General features: G+C 62.6%; 20 protein-coding genes. 5 read left to right on the forward strand and 15 right to left on the reverse strand.

The window, feature by feature from the left end; translation table 11 throughout:
* Positions 1-83: 83 nt before the first annotated feature.
* The 4 genes from AC1DMG_RS04950 to AC1DMG_RS04965 all read right to left on the reverse strand — a co-directional run bounded on the left by AC1DMG_RS04950 (position 84) and on the right by AC1DMG_RS04965 (position 5,085).
* Complete coding sequence (locus tag AC1DMG_RS04950; protein WP_441605600.1) at positions 84-1,520, reverse strand: amino acid permease; 1,437 nt, start codon at positions 1,518-1,520, stop codon at positions 84-86.
* Positions 1,521-1,605: 85 nt separating this feature from the next.
* Positions 1,606-2,874, reverse strand: coding sequence for a sterol desaturase family protein (locus AC1DMG_RS04955; RefSeq protein WP_441605599.1), 1,269 nt, complete (start codon positions 2,872-2,874; stop codon positions 1,606-1,608).
* Positions 2,871-3,590 carry a lysoplasmalogenase gene (locus tag AC1DMG_RS04960; protein ID WP_441605598.1) on the reverse strand — a complete coding sequence of 240 codons (720 nt, stop codon included), beginning with the start codon at positions 3,588-3,590 and terminating at the stop codon, positions 2,871-2,873. Before AC1DMG_RS04960 ends, AC1DMG_RS04955 begins: the two co-directional genes overlap by 4 nt.
* 445 nt (positions 3,591-4,035) lie before the next feature.
* Complete coding sequence (locus tag AC1DMG_RS04965) at positions 4,036-5,085, reverse strand: glycerophosphodiester phosphodiesterase (protein WP_441605597.1); 1,050 nt, start codon at positions 5,083-5,085, stop codon at positions 4,036-4,038.
* Positions 5,086-5,360: 275 nt separating this feature from the next.
* On the opposite strand from AC1DMG_RS04965, the gene AC1DMG_RS04970 reads away from it, so the two are divergent.
* Both AC1DMG_RS04970 and AC1DMG_RS04975 read left to right on the forward strand, forming a co-directional pair.
* On the forward strand, positions 5,361-6,665 hold the full coding sequence (locus AC1DMG_RS04970; protein ID WP_441605596.1) for an alpha/beta hydrolase family protein: 1,305 nt from the start codon (positions 5,361-5,363) through the stop codon (positions 6,663-6,665).
* Positions 6,666-6,751: 86 nt separating this feature from the next.
* Entirely contained in the window at positions 6,752-7,756 is a 1,005-nt protein-coding gene (locus tag AC1DMG_RS04975) for an alpha/beta hydrolase family protein (protein WP_441605595.1), read from the forward strand.
* Here AC1DMG_RS04975 and AC1DMG_RS04980 read toward each other — a convergent pair.
* Both AC1DMG_RS04980 and AC1DMG_RS04985 read right to left on the reverse strand, forming a co-directional pair.
* Complete coding sequence (locus AC1DMG_RS04980) at positions 7,753-9,267, reverse strand: DUF2252 domain-containing protein (protein ID WP_441605594.1); 1,515 nt, start codon at positions 9,265-9,267, stop codon at positions 7,753-7,755. The genes AC1DMG_RS04975 and AC1DMG_RS04980 overlap by 4 nt on opposite strands.
* 116 nt (positions 9,268-9,383) lie before the next feature.
* A complete protein-coding gene (locus tag AC1DMG_RS04985) occupies positions 9,384-10,184 on the reverse strand; it encodes a siderophore-interacting protein (RefSeq protein WP_441605593.1) in 801 nt (266 codons plus the stop codon).
* Between the two features lie 77 nt (positions 10,185-10,261).
* Here AC1DMG_RS04985 and AC1DMG_RS04990 point away from each other — a divergent pair, with 77 nt between their 5' ends.
* Positions 10,262-10,717, forward strand: coding sequence for a MarR family winged helix-turn-helix transcriptional regulator (locus AC1DMG_RS04990; RefSeq protein ID WP_441605592.1), 456 nt, complete (start codon positions 10,262-10,264; stop codon positions 10,715-10,717).
* Here the strand turns inward: AC1DMG_RS04990 and AC1DMG_RS04995 are convergent.
* The gene (locus AC1DMG_RS04995) at positions 10,714-11,256 is read right to left on the reverse strand and encodes a lipocalin family protein (protein ID WP_441605591.1); all 543 of its coding nucleotides are present in this window, start codon (positions 11,254-11,256) and stop codon (positions 10,714-10,716) included. The genes AC1DMG_RS04990 and AC1DMG_RS04995 overlap by 4 nt on opposite strands.
* Positions 11,257-11,379: 123 nt before the next feature.
* The gene (locus AC1DMG_RS05000; protein WP_046972018.1) at positions 11,380-11,841 is read right to left on the reverse strand and encodes an Hsp20 family protein; all 462 of its coding nucleotides are present in this window, start codon (positions 11,839-11,841) and stop codon (positions 11,380-11,382) included.
* Between the two features lie 331 nt (positions 11,842-12,172).
* On the opposite strand from AC1DMG_RS05000, the gene AC1DMG_RS05005 reads away from it, so the two are divergent.
* On the forward strand, positions 12,173-12,715 hold the full coding sequence (locus AC1DMG_RS05005) for an ester cyclase (protein ID WP_441611607.1): 543 nt from the start codon (positions 12,173-12,175) through the stop codon (positions 12,713-12,715).
* A gap of 21 nt (positions 12,716-12,736) precedes the next feature.
* On the opposite strand, the gene AC1DMG_RS05010 is transcribed toward AC1DMG_RS05005, so the two are convergent.
* The 6 genes from AC1DMG_RS05010 to AC1DMG_RS05035 all read right to left on the reverse strand — a co-directional run bounded on the left by AC1DMG_RS05010 (position 12,737) and on the right by AC1DMG_RS05035 (position 16,577).
* Positions 12,737-13,141 (reverse strand): GFA family protein, encoded by a 405-nt coding sequence (locus AC1DMG_RS05010; RefSeq protein WP_441605589.1) that lies wholly within the window; start codon positions 13,139-13,141, stop codon positions 12,737-12,739.
* A 48-nt stretch (positions 13,142-13,189) separates the two neighbouring features.
* Positions 13,190-14,032 (reverse strand): class I SAM-dependent methyltransferase, encoded by an 843-nt coding sequence (locus AC1DMG_RS05015; protein WP_441605588.1) that lies wholly within the window; start codon positions 14,030-14,032, stop codon positions 13,190-13,192.
* A 165-nt stretch (positions 14,033-14,197) separates the two neighbouring features.
* On the reverse strand, positions 14,198-14,560 hold the full coding sequence (locus tag AC1DMG_RS05020; protein ID WP_441605587.1) for an RcnB family protein: 363 nt from the start codon (positions 14,558-14,560) through the stop codon (positions 14,198-14,200).
* A gap of 327 nt (positions 14,561-14,887) precedes the next feature.
* Positions 14,888-15,556, reverse strand: a complete 669-nt coding sequence (locus AC1DMG_RS05025; RefSeq protein WP_441605586.1) for a hypothetical protein — start codon at positions 15,554-15,556, stop codon at positions 14,888-14,890.
* 114 nt (positions 15,557-15,670) lie between these two features.
* Positions 15,671-15,955: a hypothetical protein gene (locus tag AC1DMG_RS05030; RefSeq protein WP_441605585.1), complete on the reverse strand. Its 285-nt coding sequence runs from the start codon at positions 15,953-15,955 to the stop codon at positions 15,671-15,673.
* A gap of 193 nt (positions 15,956-16,148) precedes the next feature.
* The gene (locus tag AC1DMG_RS05035; protein ID WP_441605584.1) at positions 16,149-16,577 is read right to left on the reverse strand and encodes a hypothetical protein; all 429 of its coding nucleotides are present in this window, start codon (positions 16,575-16,577) and stop codon (positions 16,149-16,151) included.
* Positions 16,578-17,760: 1,183 nt separating this feature from the next.
* Between AC1DMG_RS05035 and AC1DMG_RS05040 the strand changes: the two genes are divergently transcribed.
* Positions 17,761-19,347 (forward strand): alpha/beta hydrolase, encoded by a 1,587-nt coding sequence (locus tag AC1DMG_RS05040; protein ID WP_441605603.1) that lies wholly within the window; start codon positions 17,761-17,763, stop codon positions 19,345-19,347.
* A 553-nt stretch (positions 19,348-19,900) separates the two neighbouring features.
* Here the strand turns inward: AC1DMG_RS05040 and AC1DMG_RS05045 are convergent.
* Positions 19,901-20,809, reverse strand: a complete 909-nt coding sequence (locus AC1DMG_RS05045) for a hypothetical protein (RefSeq protein WP_441605583.1) — start codon at positions 20,807-20,809, stop codon at positions 19,901-19,903.
* Positions 20,810-21,095 lie beyond the last annotated feature (286 nt).

A 21,095-nucleotide genomic window follows, 5' to 3' on the forward strand; every position in this document is an offset into this window, starting at 1 on the left:
GTTGACGGTGGAAACAAAAAACGGCCGCGAAAGCAGCCGTTTTTTTTGTGCGATCCAGTTTCCCACAGTGTTGCGATATGCCCTTACTGCATCTTCTCCAACTTGCTGTGGCGAATGCCATAACCCAGGTACACCAGCAGACCAATACTCACCCAGATCAGGAACACCTTCCACGTCACGGCCGGCAGTTCCGCCAGCAGCCAGATGGAAAACGCGATGCCGATCAGCGGGATCAGCGGCACCCACGGCGTACGGAAGGAGCGATGCAGATCCGGCTTGCGCTTGCGCAGGATCATCACCGAGGTGCAGATCACGATGAAGGCTGACAGCACGCCGATGTTCACCAGCTTGGCCACTTCCTCGATCGGCAGCAGGCCAGCCACCAGGGCGGTGAATACACCGAGCACGATGGTGGGGCGATGCGGCGTGCCGTAGCGCGGATGCACGTGGGCAAACCAGCCCGGCAGCAAGCCGTCGCGCGACAGCGCAAACCAGATGCGCGTGGCGCCCAGCATGAAGGCGAACAGCACGCTGAGCAGGCCGAATACCGCCGAGATGGACACCGTCAACGCCACCCAGTGCAGGCCCAGACCCTTGAAGGCATCGGACACCGGTGCATCGGTATTGAGCGTGCTGTAGTGCGCGATGCCGGTGAGCACCATCGACACGGCCAGATACATCGCCATCGAGATGCCAAGCGACAACAGCACCGCACGCGGCAGGTCGCGCTGCGGATTCTTCGATTCCTCGGCCGCCGTGGTCAGCGTGTCGTAGCCGAACACGGCGAAGAACACCACCGCTGCCGCCGCGCCAACACCCTGGTAACCGAAATGGCCAACGCCGTCCGCGCCGATCACGCGTGCAGGAATGAAGGGGACCCAGTTGGCGGGATTGATGTAGAAGACGCCAACACCAATCACCAGTGCGACCGCCGCGACCTTGATCGCCACCACCACCGTGTTGAAGCGCGCGCCCCATTCCGTGCGGAAAATCAGCAGCGCGGCAACAGCCAGCGTCACCAGCGCGGCGACCACGTTGAACACGTGCCCTTCGCCCGTGCCGATGGCGCCTTGCGCCCATAGAGGCATCGTGATGCCCATGCTGGTCAACGCCGATTGCACGTAGCCGGACCAGCCGATCGCCACCACCGCGACGATCAAGGCGTACTCCAGCAACAGATCCCAACCGATCAGCCACGCGGCCAGTTCGCCGAGCACCGCATAACCATAGGTATAGGCGCTGCCGGTCACCGGGATCATGCCGGCGAATTCGGCGTAGCACAGTGCTGCCGCGGCGCTGGCAATGCCTGCGATCAGGAAGGAGATGGCCACCGCAGGTCCGGCGTTGATCGCCGCCTGCTTGCCCGCCAGCACGAACACACCGACGCCGATAATGCCGCCGATACCGATGGCAGTGAGCTGCCACAGACCCAACACGCGACGGAAATCGCCACGCTTGCCGGCCTCCGCCTGCAACAGCTCCACAGGCTTGTGGCGCACCAACTTATCAAGGAAACCCATCAGCTCATCCCCGGGAAACGAGCCGCGATCATAGCGAATGCCCCCGCCCCTGCCATGCTGCAGCTGCGGGGGAGTGCCATAGGTCCTAGCCGGGGATGGGTTTTCCGGCGCCTGCGCGCCCTGCCGTCGAGAGCGCCAGCCAGGACAGCACCAGCGCGCTGATGGCCGGAACGGCGACCAGGGCAGCCAGCGGTCCGGCCGCCAGCTGCGGTGCACCGAACCAGCCACCGGTAACCAGTGGGACCGCCGCAGTCGCCAGCAGGCGGGCGAGCTCCAGGCCGACGCCCAAGCGACGACCCTCGGTGAGTGCACCCAGCGCGGCGAGGCTCAGCACCAGGAAAACGGCATAGCCAATCAATGAAACCGCCGGCAAATGCTTGGCCAGATCGAGGAACTGCACGGCCATGCCCAGCAGCAAGGCAAACTGCACCAGGCTGTAAATCATGTACCCGCGGGTGAGCGGCGGCAGAAAACGCTCGCGCTGGATATCGAACGCCGGCTTGGGAAAGCGCTCGGCCACATCCGCGGGCCGCCAGCCCGGCGGCTTGAGCCACACCAGCAGCTTGTCGCGCCAGCGGCGGGCATGCCAGGCGTCTTTGGCCGTCGCCCAGTACACCTCGGCGTTGGCCCATAGCGGGTTCCAGCTGCGCAACGGCGAGCGCGTGCCGTAGATCGGCGGATCGGTGTCGTCTTCTTCGATGAAGGTGCCGAACAGACGATCCCACACGATCAGGATGCCGCCATAGTTGCGGTCGAGATATTTATCGTTGACCGCGTGGTGCGCGCGATGGTTGGACGGCGAGCAGAACACGCGATCGAACCAGCCCAGCCGCCCGACCAGTTCGGTATGCACCCAGAACTGGTAGAGCAGATCGATCAGCGCCACCACCACGAACACTTCCAGCGGATAGCCGATGATGGCCATCGGCAGATAGAACAACCAGCCCAGCAACACGCCGCTGCCGGTCTGGCGCAGCGCGGTGGAGAGGTTGTAATCCTCGCTCTGGTGATGCACTACGTGCGCTGCCCAGAGGATATTCACCTCATGGCCTGCGCGATGCAGCCAGTAGTAGCAAAAGTCATAGAGCAGCAGCGCGGAAATCCACACCCATACGCTGTTTGCAGGCAATGCAAAGATGGCGAAGTGCTGCACGCACCACGCATAGATGCCCAGCGTAAGCAGCTTGCTGAAGACGGCCACGATCTGCGAGATCACGCCCAGGCCCAGACTGTTGATCGCATCGCTGCCGTGATACACGCGGCGACCGCGCAGTTTGGCCACCAGCAGTTCCAGCGCGATCAGGGCGAAGAACACCGGCGTCGCCCAGGTGATGATGATTTCCTGCATATTCATCGCCGCTCAACACCTCCGCGTACCGACCGCGCCAGACACCACATGGCCGTGTAATAGGTCACCAGCACCCACAACGTCGACAGCGGTATGACGAAGCGGAAGCGGTCCCAGGCCAGCAGTGTATCGCTGAGCATGAAGATCAGCGCGCCCATCATCGACCAGTGGGCCGAGGTCGCCAGCTCATCGGTGGCGTGCCTGCGCTCGCGCACCACCGCCTGGCCACCCATGCAGGCCAGCACCAGCACATAAACCACCACCGGCAAATGCAGCGGCACCGGCAACGAGGGCCATAGCGCCCACAGGTTGAACACGCCGTACGCGACACAGGCCAGCATGCCCCAGGGACGTTCGGCGAAACGGCTGTCTCCCAGCAGCGCCACGATGAAACAGGCGTGCGCCAGCAGAAACGACACCAGTCCCGCCACAAAGGCGTCCTGCGGGAGCATCAGGAATACATCGCCGACCAGCGAGCACGCCATGCCGGCCACGATCCAGCGCCGGTAGCGCGTCGACACGGCCGGCTTGGCCCGCCAGGCCGTAGCCAGGATCAACAGGGTGGCCAGCGGCTTGCAGACCCAGTGCAGCCACCGCCAGCCGTCGATCTCACTGGCGGTTGCGAATGTGGCCCCAGCGATCGCACCCAGCGCCAGCAGCAGCACGGCGAGACCCGTCCATAGCGACGAGGCCGACCTCATCGTGGCGTTTGAAACAGACATGCATGGATTCCCCGATCCATTGATGCCACCAATGGTAGAACCAATGGCCTCCGGGGCCCTGTCGCGGTGCAAAAAATTTGGCGGGATGGAGGGTTTGTGAGCCTTGCCCTCTGCCGTGCCTGCTCGCCTGTGGGAGCGCACCCTGTGCGCGACAACCCTACGGAGCGGCACGCCCAGGCGTGACTGTCGCGCACAGGGTGCACTCCCACAAATAGCCCTCGGCGCACCCAAAGCAAGCAATCCCTTTATAGGAGCGCACGCTGCAATCCGCGACTCACCGGCGTACCACCCCTTGTAGGAGCGCACTTGTGCGCGACACGCCGCGCTGGGGTGTACCGCTCCGTTGGCTGGTCGCGCACAAGTGCGCTCCTACAACCGAGCCTGTCCGCACTGGCAGGGCCGTAGGCCCGGAAGGCGCATTATCCGGGGGTCAAAGAGCGCCCGATCACCTCCCATCCAACGCCTTCCGCCCAATCGCCGGATCATCGGTAAAAAACGCATCCACTCCCGCATCCAGATACGCCCGAATCTCGGCAATCGAACCCGCTTCGTTGAACGTTTTCGGGTCACTCCCCTTCCAGAAATTCTTCGCCTGGAAGAAATTCTCCGGCCGGAACGTATAGGGATGCAGCTCCAGCTTCACCGCATGCGCGTCATGCGCCAGCGCCGTCGGACGGCCCAGGCTGCCATCCGCAGCCAGCGGAATGATGGAGCGAATAGACGGCCCAATAGCATCGGCATAAGCGGCGATCTCGCGCAGGCCCGCTGGCGTCATCATCTGCGCATAACTCAGCTGCTTGCCTGCGGCGACGACGTCATAGGGTTGCTCGTTCGCATCGCCGAGCAACTGCAGCAGGCGGATATTGGGATGATCCTTGCCCAGCTTGCTGCGCAAATAGCGCAGGTTGGCGATCTCGAACGACTGGATTTCCACCGGCGCCGTGCGCGTATACGCGTGGGCGGCAAGAATCGACAACACCCGATCCTCCATCGGCATGCCAAGCTTCTGGAAATACGTGCCGTGCTTGATCTCCGGAATGATGCCGATCGGACGACCTTGCGTGGCCGACTCGGCAGCCACGAAGTCGATGATTTCGTCCAGCGTGGGGATCTGGAACTGGCCGTCGTACGCGGTGCTGCGAAACTCCGGCAAACGTTCGCGGGCACGCAGGGTCTTCAACTCGGCCAGCGTGAAATCTTCGGTGAACCAGCCGGTGACTTTTTCGCCATCGACGGTCTTGGTGGTTTTGCGCGCGGCAAATTCCGCATGCTTCGCCACGTCGGTGGTGCCGCTGATCTCGTTTTCATGGCGCGCCACCGGCACGCCGTCGCGCGTCATCACCAGATCCGGCTCGATGAAGTCCGCCCCATCGGCGATCGCCTTGCCGTACGAGGCCAGCGTATGTTCCGGTCGCAGCGCGCTCGCGCCGCGATGGCCGATCACCAGCACCTTCTTCGCGATCGGTGCCTCATGAGCTTGGATAGCGGCAGTCATTACCAGTGTCCCCACGACAAAAACGACCCAACCTAGACGACGCACGGTAACTCCTTGCGATGGATTGAATGCGCCAGAGCGGCGCAATGATCCGCGCATGATCATCCTATCTGATGGCAGTTGATTGACACGCCAACGGGCCTGCTTGTCGCAAACGCCGCGCACTAGGTCCGCACAAACAGCCATGACTCTTGGCACCGCCATGACTTGCGGCCAGTGGGTGTGTGCGGCCCCGGTGCTAGCCTGCCCATCACTCATCGACGATGGAAACGTCCATGCTAGCCACGCTACTCGCCACCTTGCTTGCCGCTGCCACACCAACCGCCAATTGCCATGTCGGCGCTTATCGCCTGAGCGATGGCAGCACGCTGGACATTGCGCCAACGGATGACGATGGGCTGCGCTGGCGACGCCTCGATGGCAGCACCGGCAAGCTCACCCGCGGCGCGAACGAGGTATGGACCAGCCATTTTGGCTGGACTGACCGGCCCGATGGCAAGGACGTGCGTTTCAGCGATTGCGCCGAGGGCAAGCTGACCTTCGATGGCAAACAGGGCGAGCGCATCGCCTTGCAGGTGCAGGACATCACTTTTGCCGGCGACGGCGGCACGCGGCTGGTCGGCCGGCTGATCCTGCCGCCGGGCAAGGCCAAGGTTCCGGTGGTCGTGCTGGTGCACGGCTCGGAGCATGATTCGGCGCTCTCCTTCGACTTCATGCAGCGCGAACTTCCGGCCGAAGGCGTGGGCGCGTTCGTGTACGACAAGCGCGGCACCGGCGCCTCCGGTGGCATCTACACGCAGGATTTCAACGTGCTCGCCAATGATGCAGTGGCCGCGGTCGCCGAGGCCCGTCGTCTGGCCGGCGCGCGCGCAGGCCGCGTGGGCTATCGAGGCGGCAGCCAGGGCGGCTGGGTGGCTCCGCTCGCCGCCTCGCGCACCAAGGTGGATTTCGTGATCGTGGGCTATGGCCTTGCCATCTCGCCGCTGGAAGAAGATCGCGAAGCCGTCGCGTTCGACCTCAAGCTCAAGGGCTACGACCAGTCGGTGATCGACAAGGCGTGGGAGCTCTCCGATGCCATCGGACTGATCCTCTCCAGCCATCTCGCCGAAGGCTACGACCTGCTCGACGCGGCCAAGGCCAAGTACGGCAAGGAGCCCTGGTACAAGGATGTGCGCGGCGATTTCAGCTATCTCGTGCTGCCCATGAGCAGCGCCGATATCCGCGAAAAGGGCAAGGCGTATATGTGGAACACGCCCTGGCACTACGACTCCATGGCGGTGCTTGAGAAACTCCACACGCCGCAGCTGTGGGAACTGGCGCAGGACGATATCGATGCACCCAGCGGTGAGACCCTGCGTCGGCTGGCCTCGCTGCAAGCCAAGGGTCTGCCCATCACCACCGCACTGTTTCCGCATGCCGAGCACGGAATGACCGAGTACGAGTTGAAGCCCGATGGCGAACGCGTAAGCACGTGTTATTCGGCCGGCTATATGCAGCTGACTATCGACTACGCGAAGGGCACCCTGCACCCGCCGTACGGGACAAGCACGATGGTGATGCCACAAACGCCCGGCAAGTAACCCGTACAACCGGCCGCGCCGTGCAATCGCGGTGCTAGTCTTTCGAGATGAACTGTCGTGGCCTTTTATTGGCATGCATGGCCGGGGTGGCGTTTGCCGCCTCGGCCAGCGATGGTGCCCAGGGCGTCCTCACCCAGGTGGTGTTCACGCAATACGGCAGTGTCTCCAGCAGCCCCGAGCTGATGCGCCGACTGGTGACGCCCTTGAATGGATGGCGCCTGCAACAACGCGCCGCATCGACGGGCACCGCGATTGTCGACCAACCCATCGACCTGACGCGCGAGCAGTTTGCCCTGTACGTGCCTGCGCAGGCGCCGCCCGACGGTTACGCCCTGCTCGTGTTCGTGCCACCGTGGAACGAGGCGCGGGTGCCGAGTGAATGGACGTCTATCCTCGATCGCCACGGCATGATCTTTGTAACCGCCGCGAATATCGGCAACGACACCAGCCTGCTGGATCGTCGCGATCCCGTGGCCTTGCTTGCCGCCGTCAACGCCATGGCGCGATACCGCGTGAATCCACAGCGCGTCTATATCGGCGGCTTCTCAGGCGGCTCGCGCGTGGCGTTGCGGCTTGCGCTTGGCTATCCGGACTTGTTCCACGGTGCATTGCTGGAGGCGGGCAGCGATCCCATCGGCAGCGCTGTTCCGCTGCCTCCGCGAGCCTTGCTTGAACAGTTTCAGACGGGCACGCGCATCGTCTATTTCACCGGCCAGCAAGATTCCGCCCGGATGGACGTGGACCGGCAAAGCCGCCATTCCCTGCACGAATGGTGCATCGACGATGTCGACCTGCGCTCGATCCCCTCGACAGGTCACGACCTGGCCAGCGCCGTTGCACTGGATCGCGCCCTGACGTCGCTGGAAAGCCACCAACCACCCGACGCCACCCGGCTTCAGGCATGCCGCGCACGTATCGCCAGCGAACTGGAACAGGCGCTGGCCAAGGTCGATGCGGCATGGGCGCGCAACGACATCGCCGCGGCGAAACAACAGCTGGATGAAGTGGACAACCACTTCGGCGGCCTGGCCGCACCGCACAGCGTGGAGCTGGCGACGCGGCTCCTGCAGACAGCGCCGCCGTCGCACTAAGGGATGGTCATCGCATCGACCTTGCCGGCGCGCACAGCCTTCACCAGCGTCGCGTGGTCGCGATCGTTCTGGTCCGCATACGGCACCGCGAATGAGGCGATGGCATCGGCAAACGCATCGCTCTTGCCCAGGTACGCGGACAACAGCACCGCATCGCCCGAACGCGTGTGCGCGCGTGCCAGCGCGTGTGCACACAGGCGACCGTAACGACGCAGATTGGGGACGCGCATGATCTCCACCTGGGGCGAAACCTTCGCATCACGCAGCTGGCGCACATAGAAGTGGCGCCGAGGCCCTTGCGACCAGCCCAGAAACAAATCGCTGGCCGATTGCATCAGGCGCTGGCCGGACACGATGCGCTGACCTTGGTGCTTGTAGGGCTTGTTGGCGACAAATGGATCGATCACCGATTGCCGCGCCTCCTTGAACTGCAGGAACAAGGGATCGCCATTGCCCGACACCATCAGCAAGATGCCGCAATAGGTGCCCACGCTGCCCACGCCCACCACCTTCACGGCCGAGTCCACCGCATTGAAGCGATCCAGCAGCACGCGCCGTTCGGGCAGCAGCGACTCGCGATAGTCGGCAAACGCGGCGGCGCGCTCGTCCGGCGAGATGTAATTGGCCAGATCCTCGTCGTGATAGATCAGCGGCGGCTCGTCCTGGATGCGCGGCGGTGAGCCGCCTTCGACAGTGAGCTTGATGAACTCCTTGGTATGCGCGGTGTATTGCACGGCCTTGTGCACGCTCTTGGTCGCGAGCTTTTTCATCTCCTCGTCGCGCATGCGATCGATCACGTCCTGCAGATCGATATGGTCGTACCACCCCTCCAGTACCGGCATCTGGGCGTAGTCGGCCACGTGCGTGCGGTAGGCGGTTGCGGCCTCCCACGCGATGTCCTTGGCGTCGCCCTCGCTGAAGCCGTTCGCGCGTGAGGCCACCACCAGGCTCGCGCACAAGCGCTTGATGTCCCATTCCCACGGGCCCACGGTGGTTTCGTCGAAATCGTTGATGTCGAACACCAGCTTGCGTTCGGGCGTGGCGAAGCCGCCGAAGTTGACCAGATGGCAGTCGCCGCAAATCTGCAGATGGATGCCGGTGCTCGCGGTAGTGGCCAGGTCCGCCGCCATGATCGCCGCCGCGCCGCGATAGAACGCAAACGGCGAGGCCATCATGCGGCCATAACGGATCGGCACCAGCGATTCCACGCGGCCCTTGGAGGTTTCCATCAGCACATCGACGGGATCGAAGCGATTCTTCGCCGGCTTCCAGCCACCCAGCGACTTGCGGGTCACCTTGTCGCGGATGGCGCGTGCCATCGCCTGACGATCGCCCGGACTCTTCAGCCAGCTCTCCTGCGACAGCGGCCCGTCGCCGCGATGGGCGAACTTGTCGTAGGGCCCGTTGTCCGCGCTCGCGGGGCGCTTGCGGGTGACCTTGGGAGCTCGCTCGTCCTTCGTCCTCGACATGCGGGTGACCTTGGGAGCTTGCCCGTCTTTCGTCTTCGACATGATTGCCACCTCACGATGAAGGCCTGGGTATGCGTAGCGCCGGCCCTGAGCGCTTCATTTGACGCCCGCGGTTTGCAAAGTGGAATAGCAAAACTACGTAGAGCGCGCGCCTGACCTCAGTCGGTCAGCGTTTCATGGCTGGCCACTTCGCCCTGCTTCCAATAGCTGGAGGCACGGATGCGCTGGCGGTCCAGCCCATGCACATCGATCAGGCGTTGGCGCACCTGGCGGATGCTGGCGTACTCGCCGGCCGCCCACGCGAAGCCGTCGCCTTCGGGCAGGATCAACTCGGCCACGGCGGCCGCCAGCCCGGCGTCGCCGGTCTCCCGGCACAGCCAGGTGACGCTGGCGTTTGCTGCGGTGGTGATGTCGATGCGTGCGTCGGCGCTCTCCACTTCAACCAGAGCGACGATGCATTCGCCCGCTGCGGCCTCTTCCAGGCGACGCGCGATCGCCGGCAAGGCGGTTTCGTCACCGACCAGCAGGTACCAGTCGAGCCCGTCGGGCAGGATCGATGAACCCCGCGGGCCGCCCAGGCCCAGCACGCCGCCCACCCCGGCGTTTCGCGCCCACGACACGGCTGGACCGTCGCCATGAAGCACGAATTCGATATCCAGCTCGTTGGCGGCCCGGTCGTAACGGCGCGGGGTGTAGTCGCGGCTGGGAGGGCGCGGACGTGATGGATCGAAGGTCATGCCCTGCTCGGTCACGGTGGGCAACGCTGGCCGTGACTCGCCATCGGCCGGCAGGAACAGCTTCACGTGATCGTCGAACGAGGCGGACACGAAGTCGTCCAGATCGCCGGTCAGGGTGACGCGCAACAGGCGCGGCGAGACTGGGGTCAGGCGCTTCACGGTCAGTTCGCGCATTTTCAGGGGATGGCGGACGCGCCGGATTTCACGGGGAGAGGTGGACATGGGGACCTCGCTGGTCGCGGTGGGGGCGCGACGGTATAATGGATGCAACTCATAGTGAGCTTGCTCAATACTTTTCCATGACGCCCCCAACCAAGTCAACCCCCGGCAAGTCGGCCACGGTCGAACTGGCCGATGCCTTTCTCGCGCTGCATCACCTGGTGCGCAAGCACGTCGACGCGGCCATGACAGCGGCCGGCCTCTCGCTCTCGCAGGCCAAGCTGTTGGCCCTGGTGGCCCGACTGGCGCCGTGCCGGCCCAGCGATATCGCCACGCAGATGGGTTACGCACCCCGCACCGTGACCACGGCGCTGGATGCACTGGAGGAAAGTGGCTGGATCGAGCGCTCACCCCACCCCAGCGACCGGCGTGCCCAGCTGGTGATCATCACCGCGGTCGGCCAGGCCAAGCTCGACGAGGTGCAGGGACCCAAGCGGCACGCGGTGGAACAGCTGTTCGGCGTGCTCAGCCGTGATGAGCAAAAGCGCCTGCGCGAGCTGATGGATCGCGTGCGCGAACGCGCCGACGACGCTTAATCGAGCGGCGCGGACATCACCAGCCGCTCGGTGGGATAGCCGCGCTCTGCCGCGCGATGACGCAAGGCCTCGAACTGGCTGCGCTGCATGTGCGCATCGCGCGACAATACCCACAGATAGTTGCGGCTCGGGCTGCCCACCAGCGCCCAGCGATAATCCGGGTCGACATCCAGCACCCAGTAGTCCGCCCACACCCAGGGCACCCAGGACAACCATGAAGGCGCAAAGCGCACCTTGAGTGCGCCGGCCACCGGCGTGGTGCGAGCGACGCCATCGGATGCGTCCATCTCGCCATTGCGCGTGCGGCAGGCGTTGCGCACGCTCACCTGGCCGTCGGGCAACGAGCGGTAGGCGGCACTGATGTTGTCCACGCACTGGCGCTGGAAAAACATCGGCAGATGCGCAATCTCGTGCCACTGACCGAGATAGCGCTTGAGATCCAGCTGCTTCACCGGTTCATTGGCGAGCTGCTGTGCATGCGCGGCCGGCCACGCCAGCATGGCAATCAACACCGTGACGAGCATTCGACTAGCCCGCATGCGGTACTCCTGTGACGTTCGATCGATGGAACACCAGTGTCACCGGCGCGCATCACGGACATGCAAAAAGAGGGTGACGACGCCGTCACCCTCTCGGTGCCATCAGCTTGTGGCCAGCTGCAATTACGCGGCCTGATCGCGCAGTTGCGACACGGACGGCGACACCGCCGAGTCACTGATCTCGACGCGGCGCAGCTTATAAGCCTCGGGCACTTCGCGCTTGAGGTCGATCACCAGCAGGCCATGCTCCATGCGCGCACCGGTCACCTGCACGTGCTCGGCAAGCTCGAAGCGGCGGTTGAACGGGCGGTTGGCAATGCCACGGTGCAGCACTTCACCTTCCTGCTCGCCCTTGCGCTCGCCGCTGACGGTAAGCATGTTGGCCTGCACGGTGAGGCTGATGTCTTCACGGCTGAAGCCGGCCAGGGCCATCGTGATGCGGTAGCTGTCTTCACTGAGCTTTACCGAGTCGAACGGCGGCCAGTTGTCGTTGGCCTGCGTGCGCGCTGCTTCCAGCAAGTCGAACACGCGATCAAAGCCGATGCTGGAACGATGCAGCGGCGAAAAATCCAGAACAGTACGCATAACCAATTCTCCAATGAGCAACAGGTAGACGTCGCGCAACATGCAGCGACGCACCGGCCCCGTAGCGACCGGTGACAAGGAGATGTGGCTGGCAGCAGGTGATTCAAGGAAGCACTTTCAGCGATTATTTAGCCGTCCAAATAGATCGCATGGCCACTTGAAATGCGTTTGACGACCCCAACGGCGCACGTCCTGCTGGGGCTCGTCCGGCCCGGTTCAAGCCCCCTTGGCCGGCCTTTTTTTCGTTTTTGGAAAGGATGCTTTGCGCGCCGCACTGATTCTTTCGTCACCGGGCCAGCGCTAACGTAAGCCACCCTTTCGGAGACCGGTCATGGCCCCTCGTCACCTCGTCGCCCCCCTGCTCCTGGCTGCACTTGCTGCCGCACCCCTGGCCCAGGCGGCCACCGACGTCTCACTGGTCGTGCCCAAACAGCTGATCGTTGATCCCAGCCTGCCCAAAGGCACCGCCCGCGCCAACGTGCTGGCCGCCCGACGCTACGACACGTTCTGGAACAACGGCGATGAAGCACTGGCCAAGCAGGCGCTGTCGCCTCAGTTTGTCGATCGCACGCCGCCGCCGGGACGCGTGCAAGGGCCTGACGGTCCGTTACAGGCTTCCAAGGCGTTTCGCCAGGCGGTGCCGGACCTGACCTGCGAGGTGGAACAGATGCTCGTGGTCGGCGACCGCGTGGTGTCGCATCTGCATTTCGCCGGCCACTTCACCGGCAACTTCAACGGCATCCAGGGCAAGGGACAGGCGATCGATTTCATCGCCACCGACATCTACCGCGTCACCGGCGGCAAGATCGTCGAAAACTGGCACCTGGAAGACAACCTGACCCTGCTCAAGCAGCTGGGCGCGATCAAGGATTGAGTGATCGCGTGACGATGCGCGCTAGGACGGGTCGGTGTCGTAGCGCGTGACGTTTTCGGGCAACTGCACCCAGCAGTGCCGCCGGCTTTCATAGACCGAGTCGGCCGGTGGCGGAAATGAGGGATCTGCGAAAGCGCCCACCGCCACCGAGACGCGCCCCTCCACGCCCTCTTCCGTGTGGAACACGTTGCTCCCGCATACAGGGCAGAAGCGGAAGCGAAACTGCGAGCCGTGGTCGCCGGTACGCACGAATTCGGTGGCATGGCCGGTGACCTTGTATGGCGCACTAAAACCCGCCAGCGCAGCAAACACGCTGCCCGTGCGCTGCTGGCAGGCCAGGCAGTGGCAGACCCCGACGCCTAGCGGCTCGCCCTGCACCTCGATGCTCAACTGACCGCAGTAACACGATGCCGTTCTGCCAGACATGCAAAACCTCCGTCAGATGTTTAGCCGTCTACTCGTCAAGCGCCCTGCTCAGCGCCGCGTTGCGAGTACGCCATCCAATGCCAGCTCGGCACGGAAACCCGCCTTCTCCAGCCGCGTGGCCACTTCGCGCGGAACATCACGATCGCTCGTGAGCTTATTGGGACTGCCGGTGTAATGGAACAGGCGACCACCGCGACGAAGCACGCGCGCCAGCTGATCGTAGAAGACCTGCGAATACAGCTCACCGGCAATGCCAAAGCGCGGTGGATCGTGCAGCAAGGCATCCACCGAGGCATCGGCGATCTGCACGATCGCCTGCGAGACATCCGCATGGGTCAGTTCAAGCCGGCCGCCAGCGGCATCGGAGTCCGGATCCGGCGACCACGGATTGATGGTGCGCAACCACAGCACGTCCGGATTCTTTTCGAACGACTGGAGCCGCGCCACGCCCGCCTCTAGGCAACACGCTGCGAAGTACCCGAGGCCGCCGCAGGTATCGAGCACCACCTTGTCGCGCGGGTCCACCAACGCCACCTTGCGGCGCGCATCGTCCACCGGCGATTCCTTGGAGGTGGGCAGCATCTTGATGCCGTCGATCTCGAAGGTAGGCGCGCCCCACTCGGTGGGCACCAGCTTGATCAGCGAGCCGGCATAGCGCGACACCGGTGAGAACGCCTCACCGTCCCAGTAATAGATGGTGCGATCCTTGACCTTCGCCGGATACGGATAGCCCTGGCCCTTCCACTGCCAGCCTTCCGCGTTCAGCGCTGCGCTGCCGCTCGAACGCCCCAGGTCCATCGAACCCGCCCATTCACTGGCGCCGGCATCGCGCGCAGCAAACAGCCCGTCGGCAACGGAGCGCGTGAGCAAGGGGCCGATATAGTGCGTCACGAGCGGGCATCTCCTGGATAAGATGCGTAGTTTATGGGCAATGCGAAGCCCAGGTGACAGTCGCGGCGCTGCCGCCTGCTGCTTGCCTTCCGACTTGCCTCGACGGCCTGCCTCCGGCCGGAAGCAGGCAGTCAACCAGGATGGCCTGCTGAACCCGATGTGCGATCAGAGGCCGGCGGCGATATCGATGACGACGCCGCTGGAGATCAGCGTCAGATAGAACTGGCCGCCGTCCGCGCGCACCCAGCGGTAGCCGGGATCCGGCCGGCGCAGGTGATACCGCGGGTAATCGACGACGTAGTACTCGCGCGCATAGTAGTAATCCGGCAAGCGGTCGCCCTTCTTGTACCAGCCCTTGTGCTTGCCGTTGTCGTGGCGGCCCTCGTCCTTGGGATTGTGGCCATGACCATGGTCGTCGTCCCAATGCTTGTCGTTGCCATGACCGTGATCATCATGGGACGAAGCAACAGCCAGACCGCTGGCGCCAAGCAAGCTGGCCACGATAAGAAAGGAAAGAGCGCGCTTCATGTTGGTCCCGTACCTGAGAAGAGAAATGGTTGGCGTCCCCCGCAAGGAGCCGCAGACTCTCTGCAGGTACTTGCGATGTGCAGACAACATCGCATAAAAAAGCGCCCGTGGCGCAAGGAACCGACGAAAAGCGCCGGAAGTTGCGCAGCCATTCACAAGATCGTCAGGCGCCGGGGCACGGCTCAACGCCCATCGGCGCATCTGGCCTTGGTGCCCAGCGCGGTCTTCATATGCCCGGGGCCGCCGCTTCGACATGCGGCCTGGTCTCTGACATGCCGACATGGGGTCGGACGTGGACGCTTTAACCGCTTGACTCTTTGCCCGCCATTAATCGAAGCACTTACCTTTCCTGTGCGATTTGGAGACCCAGTCACCCCAAGTCGGTTTCAGTTGGTTGCCAACTACTTCGATACGCATGATACGCGGCAGATCCAGAGGTTCAGCAGTCTGGCCGCGCGCCTGGTAGCCGCCGACAAGTACCGTTTCGTAAAGTGCTGGTTGCGACTTTGTCAGGCAAAGTTCGCTGCCCCACAGTTCGTTTCCCGCGTCGTCCACCACATCAAGCACGCGCCGTTGATTCGTGTCCAGCAACACCAGCACCATGCGGGACCTGGCCGGTCTCTCGTCGCGTTTAATCCAAAGCAACATCTGATCCTGCCGCGGCACCGTCACACCGATCCCCTCGCAGCCAGCACTTGCGCTGGAAAATCCCCTGGCCTGGGGAAAGAGCCCCGGTTTCAAGCCCACCTTGGTCGACGACCCGTCAGGCCACGTTGCCACCACCTGCATATCGTCCTCGGTGGCATCTCCGCCAGCCGACGTGAACTCGATGATCGTGGGGCCGCCCGCAACCGAGCACGTAGATTTCCAAGACGAACGGAAATAGGTGTCGGGCGCATTGAGGTCGCCACGCGAAGCGGCCTGTCCCACATGGGACGCTGACGCCATGCTCATCCCTGCCAGTACGAGCGCCAGCCCAGTGATCGTCGCCTGCATGAAATCATCCCCTGTACTGGATTGGCAGATGGCGCGGCATGCCCGGATGCCAAACGGTGGCCGCTTCGACCCGAAAGGTGGCACTTCCGCCTACTGACCCACTTTCTCCCCGATCTAGCGCAACAGTGGCGCCGCATGGATGAGCATGAGGGAAGGGCCATATTGCTTGATGTCGTCGCGCTGCATGTTCAGTAGAAACTCCCAACTATCACCGAGGCTTCCCACCAGATCGACGTTAGACACCTTCTTGGTGACGTCGTACATGGCCTCGCTGTTCAAATCCCAGTAATAGTCCTGGTCAAGTCGAAGCTCAGGGCCATTCACGGATTCAACATGATCCAGAAGGTCGTTCACGATGCGACGCAACTCGCCGATGTTCACAACAGGGTACTTGGCCATTTGTCACCTGAGGCTGGAACGGCTTGACGAATCTTATGGCGGCAGTAGGCCAAATGGGGTTTCTGCTTTGGATCGGAAGCGGACCTTGCGCTGCGTGCGTACGTTATCCCGCTGCTACTGAGCCGCCCAGCAGGGTCATGGACACATCAGCTCCGGCAACGCACAGGTACGATTGCCTTTACTGCCAGCCATGCTAGCCGGTCGTCTGATCAATGCCATATCGCATGGCTGCTTTCAGTGTCTCTATGCTTATGTCGCGCAGCCTTCTGAACTTGATGCAGTACCCGGTTACTTTGGCCTTGCCAAGATCCTTTGCATAGGTCTGCGCCAAGTACTTCTTGTCTTCGATCCCGAGAATGTAGACGGAAATACCCGTGGTGTTTGCACTGATGCCAATCTGGTAGAACTCCCGGGTGTCTCCGTTGGCGTATCTCAACGTCTGAGTTCCGTACCCGACATTTGGGTTGGAGACGGTTTTGCCTGAACTGTCCTTGCCATCCATGAACCACAATTTGCACTTCGGCATGAGACCCAGGATCACGCGGTGCAACTCCCTCATATCGGTGCGCTTCGGCTCGGGCTGGGCAGCGAAATAGTCGTTGATCTTCTCATCAACACTCATACGACCTCCTGCGTGACCTCTAAACGTGGTGCTCAATCCCGTTTTCGATCGTAGCTCGCAGCACCGTAAGATCTATTCTCCCACCGTTCCAATGTCGCCCCCGCATCCCTGGCGTCATTCTTGTTGCTTCTTACCTACGGCTCCACGAACTGCGGCGCGATCAACTTCACGCGACAACCCGTTGCCTGCAGCGCCACCGCAGGCTTCCATGCCGATCTCGCGGCAGCTCGTAGCCAATCGCTACTGTGAGAGACGAGAAAAATCCAACGCAAGTCGCACGAAAAGCGGCACGGCAACCGCAAAGCAAACAGCGACCCATAGTCGTGTTCGCTTGGGAACCAGCGCCAGAATCAAAAGCATCGCCGAGCAGTCATAGGCGGAAGACATGATGGACCGGTGATACGCGCTCCAGAACCAGGCAACCAACAGGTAGGCCACAGCGAGGCACACGATGCCCAGCCGCAAGCGCCCACTCAGGTTCCATTCTCGCGCCATCCCCATGCCCCCAACGAACCTCAAGCAAGTATCGCAAGGTCCGCTGCGGGTCGAAAGCGGACCTTACGGTTCCGACCTAAGCTACAAGTGAGATTCATGAGTGATGTTCCTTGAGAGATCTCGTCTTGGCCTGATGGTCAATTCGGGCCAACGACATCATGCCGCTGCGCGGCTGGCGCACGCGCAGCTCAAGACAAGCAAGTTCTTCCGCTTCGTTGACCTTGGCGCGGCTTGGGCCCTCGGTGACGCTTAGTCTCCCCGCAACTGCAGGAGGTACGAATTTCCGGCCTCGTCATGCAGGAAGAGTTCGGAGCAGCTCTCATTTCATCCGACAGAAAAAATACGTAACCGGGTTCGTACTGCCAGCGAAGTAGAAAAGAGCCATTGCCCCAATGGCCTTTCCTGGAGACAAATCACGAACAAGTACTTGCGATCGATGGTTGGCGGGATGTCTGTTGCCATGACGATGACTGCAGCGCACGCACAAGCAAACGATCAGGACTTGCGGCGAAAGCCATTGGCGCCAGTCAACGCCAAATTAGAATACCCGGGATCCCAGCTCGTATTGGCTTCCTGGATCAGCGATGTTTTTACCGGCGGCGCCTATGGCCGCCTAGGAGTGTTTGTGGGTCAATATAAAACCAAGATCGCCGCCGCACTGCTGGCAGTGTGCGTAAGCGGCACCGGGATGGCGTGGACGGGACTGGCACAGGCCGAGCAGGCCGCGCCGGCGCAGAGTCTGTTCCAGATCGAACTGGACGGCGCCTCCCAGCAGCCGGTCAGCGGTCGCCTGCTGTTATTCGCCAGCGAGGCCAAGGCGGCGCAGGCAGCGGCCAAGGACGGCAAGGTCGAGGCGGTCGATGCCAGTCCGTTTTTTCCCGAGCAGGCCTCGGTAGCGGCGCGCGAGGTGACCCATCTGCAGCCAGGCCAGCCGGTGACGCTTGACGCCGATGAACAGGCATTTCCGGCGGCTTTTTCCAAGCTGCCGCCGGGCGACTACGTGATGCAGGCAGTGCTCGATGTGGATCACGGCTATAACGTCGTAGACGGTCGTGGCGCGGGCGATCTGGTCAGCGAGGTGGTGTCGGTGCATCTGCCGGCCACCTCAGCGCCGGTGTTGAAGCTCACGCGCGCCCTGCCGGCGAGCGATCCGTGGACGCTGTCGGCCCAGACTCCGGCCGCGGTGCGTCAATTGCTGGCGCAAGCGCGCGCGCATACGCAAGCGATCGACTTCACCAGCCCTGCGCTGAGCGCTTTCTGGGGCCGCCCGATCGCCATGCGTGGCCGCGTACTGCTGCCGCCGGGCTACGACGCCCACGCCACGACGCACTACCCGACGGTGTATTACACGCATGGTTTCAGTGGCAACAACGACCGCATGATTCCCGTGCTGGCCAGTGTCTATGCGGCGATGAGCAAGGGCGAGATGCCGCCGATGATCTGGGTGTTCCTGGATGAGTCTGGCTACACCGGCACGGTGGAGTTCGCCGACTCGGTCAACAACGGCCCCTGGGGGCAGGCGCTGACCGCCGAGCTGATACCGGCGCTGGAGGCGAAGTACCACATGGACGCCACGCCGAACGGGCGTTTCCTCAACGGCCATTCGTCCGGCGGCTGGGCCACGCTATGGCTGCAGACGAACTACCCGTCCATCTTCGGCGGCACCTGGTCGACCTCGCCGGACCCAAGCGATTTCCACGATTTCATTGGCGTGGATCTGTACGCGCCAAACGCCAACCTCTATCGCGATGCGCAGGGCAAGCCGCGGCCGTTTCTTCGTGACCAGGGCAAGGTGCTGGTCACGCTGGAAGAGTTTTCCAAGCAGGAACGGGTCATCGGCGAGTACGGCGGTCAGATGGCCTCGTTCGAGTGGGTGTTCTCGCCGCGCGGCAAGGACGGTCGGCCGATGCCGATGTTCGATCGCGACACCGGCGCGGTCGATCCCAAAGTGATGAGCTACTGGCATGACCACTACGACATCGCCTATCGCTTGCAGCAGCAATGGCCGCAGTTCAAGGGCGATCTGGACGGCAAGATCCACCTCTATGTGGGCAGCGCCGATAGCGCCTACCTGGAGGGCCCCGCGCACAAGTTGAAAGCTTTACTGGATGGCCTGGGCGCCAAGTCGGACTTCCGGTTCTTACCCGATAAGGGCCACTTCGATCTTTACACGCTGGGCGACGATCACTACGCGCTGCTGAAGGACATCAGCTGGCAGATGTACGCGATCGCGCGGCCTGGCAGCAAGGCGCCGGCGGCGTTGATCTTGCGCTGAGCAGACAGACAGGTTGTCGCGTTTGCTTCAGCGGCCAGCCGTCGCTGTTCATTCGCTGGCAAATGCCCCAAAGGCATCCGGGGCATAGCCAATTGAAAGTGAAGAAGGCCCTCCTCTCGGGGACCTTTTTCTAAGTCGGGAAATGCCGGATGCCACCAAGCGCCGGAACACCACGTCTATGCATCCGTCTCAAATGATGACGACCTCGGGCACGGGCCGAAATGCACTGCCTAAGCGCGCCTATCGCTCAGCGCTCGCTGCGCCAATCGAGTAGCACTTTGCCTGCCAGTACCACAGCGGCGAGAGCGGCGAAGACACCATGATCCTCAAAGTGCTCGGGACCTCGAAAAGCGGTAATAGCCGCCGCGGTGGCGCAGGCCAAAGCAACCAGAACAAGTCCATACGTCTTCGGCTGTCTCACGCACTCTCTCCTTTGTAGAAGCTCCTGCCAAGCGTCCGCTTCGGGTCGGAGCGGTCATTAGATGTGTACCCCCCCCTCTTTCGAGACGCCCCCTTTAAGGCCGGGCTTGGGGTGTTTGAGGCCAGTATCCACTCAGGGTTTATCGTTTGAAGACATCCCCCGATAAGCGCCAGATGTAAAGCGAGTCTTGGTTGAGGGCCGCCGATCCAACTTGGTGCATTCATCGCCGAACAAGCTCATGGTGCCAACGGCGCGAGTTGGTGTCGTGTGTTCTAGGGTGATGCGATTTCCTGCACAGCCCCCGGTCGCCAGAAGCTCCATCCCAGCCGCCAGACCGTCGTTTGCACCGTGATCTAGTTCCAGCCGATACCGGCACTCGAATTGGTCGGCACGTTTATCGTGCAGCCGATTCGCTGAGACCACGCCGACTTCCAGCGGCACTTCGCGAATCAGCGACTGCTGAGCAGGTGGCAGGATAGGCATGCCGTATACCTTGCGCAGTTCATCTCCCTTGCGCATGAGAAACAGACCCTGTTCACCTGTCCGCGGCTCATCACCCAAATTCACCGCGCTGGCAAAGGCTGGAAGCTCCTTTTCGGAGATCATGTACATGCGTTCGCCCCAGGCGATAGGCACTACGTGGTCAGCAAAGCCGAGACCCCTCTGATCGTTGGGTCGCTCATACTTAAGCAGCAGACTGCCGTCTGCTTGAGGAATCACCCTTCCCTTGTTAGCGGTGTAGGTACCAAGGCACCCCTGCCATGTGGCAGCAACGCCAGAAACGGGGGCGAGAGATAGGGACACGTTCGCGCCCTCACCATCACCGAAGTAATAGTCGCCAGCCCAGGCGGCTCTCGGAGTCATCGAATTTTCTTTGGCTATAGCGGCACGTTGTGCGTCAACGGCATGTTGGAAGGCTTCTTGTGTCGCAATGCTTTTGGACTCCTCCGCCTGAGGTGACGCTGGCTGGGCTGGGAATGCATAGCCAAGCGACGCGACGGCCAGCAAGCACGCAAAAGCAAAAATCCTTTTGTATCGCATGTCCCCCTCCCTAGAACGTGACTATAAAGATCATCACCCGTTAGGTCCGTATATGGACTCCTCCCCTTTGCCAAGCATCTCTTAGCTCTGGCGTCCGTGTCGACTGCACACGTATATCCGGCCTCTAGTTGCTGCACCGTCAGGCGGTGCCGGGCCACGATGAGCTAGTCGCGCGTCGGCTCCCAATCGCTTTGGCGTGCTTGTCAGCACACGGACCTTTCAGGGGTTTGCCAACGCCGGTTCGACCGGTTCGTCATCACTTCGGGGGCTTCGCAATCGTGAAGGG

The organism is Dyella sp. 01N36, assembly GCF_056399745.1.

What these genes read in the sequence shown, in the direction of transcription:
- AC1DMG_RS04950 (WP_441605600.1), bottom strand. Translation starts at nt 1,520, where the DNA reads ATGGGTTTCCTTGATAAGTTGGTGCGCCACAAGCCTGTGGAGCTGTTG.
- AC1DMG_RS04955 (WP_441605599.1), bottom strand. Translation starts at nt 2,874, where the DNA reads ATGAATATGCAGGAAATCATCATCACCTGGGCGACGCCGGTGTTCTTC.
- AC1DMG_RS04960 (WP_441605598.1), bottom strand. Translation starts at nt 3,590, where the DNA reads ATGTCTGTTTCAAACGCCACGATGAGGTCGGCCTCGTCGCTATGGACG.
- AC1DMG_RS04965 (WP_441605597.1), bottom strand. Translation starts at nt 5,085, where the DNA reads ATGACTGCCGCTATCCAAGCTCATGAGGCACCGATCGCGAAGAAGGTG.
- AC1DMG_RS04970 (WP_441605596.1), top strand. Translation starts at nt 5,361, where the DNA reads ATGCTAGCCACGCTACTCGCCACCTTGCTTGCCGCTGCCACACCAACC.
- AC1DMG_RS04980 (WP_441605594.1), bottom strand. Translation starts at nt 9,267, where the DNA reads ATGTCGAAGACGAAAGACGGGCAAGCTCCCAAGGTCACCCGCATGTCG.
- AC1DMG_RS04985 (WP_441605593.1), bottom strand. Translation starts at nt 10,184, where the DNA reads ATGTCCACCTCTCCCCGTGAAATCCGGCGCGTCCGCCATCCCCTGAAA.
- AC1DMG_RS04990 (WP_441605592.1), top strand. Translation starts at nt 10,262, where the DNA reads ATGACGCCCCCAACCAAGTCAACCCCCGGCAAGTCGGCCACGGTCGAA.
- AC1DMG_RS04995 (WP_441605591.1), bottom strand. Translation starts at nt 11,256, where the DNA reads ATGCGGGCTAGTCGAATGCTCGTCACGGTGTTGATTGCCATGCTGGCG.
- AC1DMG_RS05000 (WP_046972018.1), bottom strand. Translation starts at nt 11,841, where the DNA reads ATGCGTACTGTTCTGGATTTTTCGCCGCTGCATCGTTCCAGCATCGGC.
- AC1DMG_RS05005 (WP_441611607.1), top strand. Translation starts at nt 12,173, where the DNA reads ATGGCCCCTCGTCACCTCGTCGCCCCCCTGCTCCTGGCTGCACTTGCT.
- AC1DMG_RS05010 (WP_441605589.1), bottom strand. Translation starts at nt 13,141, where the DNA reads ATGTCTGGCAGAACGGCATCGTGTTACTGCGGTCAGTTGAGCATCGAG.
- AC1DMG_RS05020 (WP_441605587.1), bottom strand. Translation starts at nt 14,560, where the DNA reads ATGAAGCGCGCTCTTTCCTTTCTTATCGTGGCCAGCTTGCTTGGCGCC.
- AC1DMG_RS05025 (WP_441605586.1), bottom strand. Translation starts at nt 15,556, where the DNA reads ATGCAGGCGACGATCACTGGGCTGGCGCTCGTACTGGCAGGGATGAGC.
- AC1DMG_RS05030 (WP_441605585.1), bottom strand. Translation starts at nt 15,955, where the DNA reads ATGGCCAAGTACCCTGTTGTGAACATCGGCGAGTTGCGTCGCATCGTG.
- AC1DMG_RS05035 (WP_441605584.1), bottom strand. Translation starts at nt 16,577, where the DNA reads ATGAGTGTTGATGAGAAGATCAACGACTATTTCGCTGCCCAGCCCGAG.
- AC1DMG_RS05040 (WP_441605603.1), top strand. Translation starts at nt 17,761, where the DNA reads ATGGCGTGGACGGGACTGGCACAGGCCGAGCAGGCCGCGCCGGCGCAG.
- AC1DMG_RS05045 (WP_441605583.1), bottom strand. Translation starts at nt 20,809, where the DNA reads ATGCGATACAAAAGGATTTTTGCTTTTGCGTGCTTGCTGGCCGTCGCG.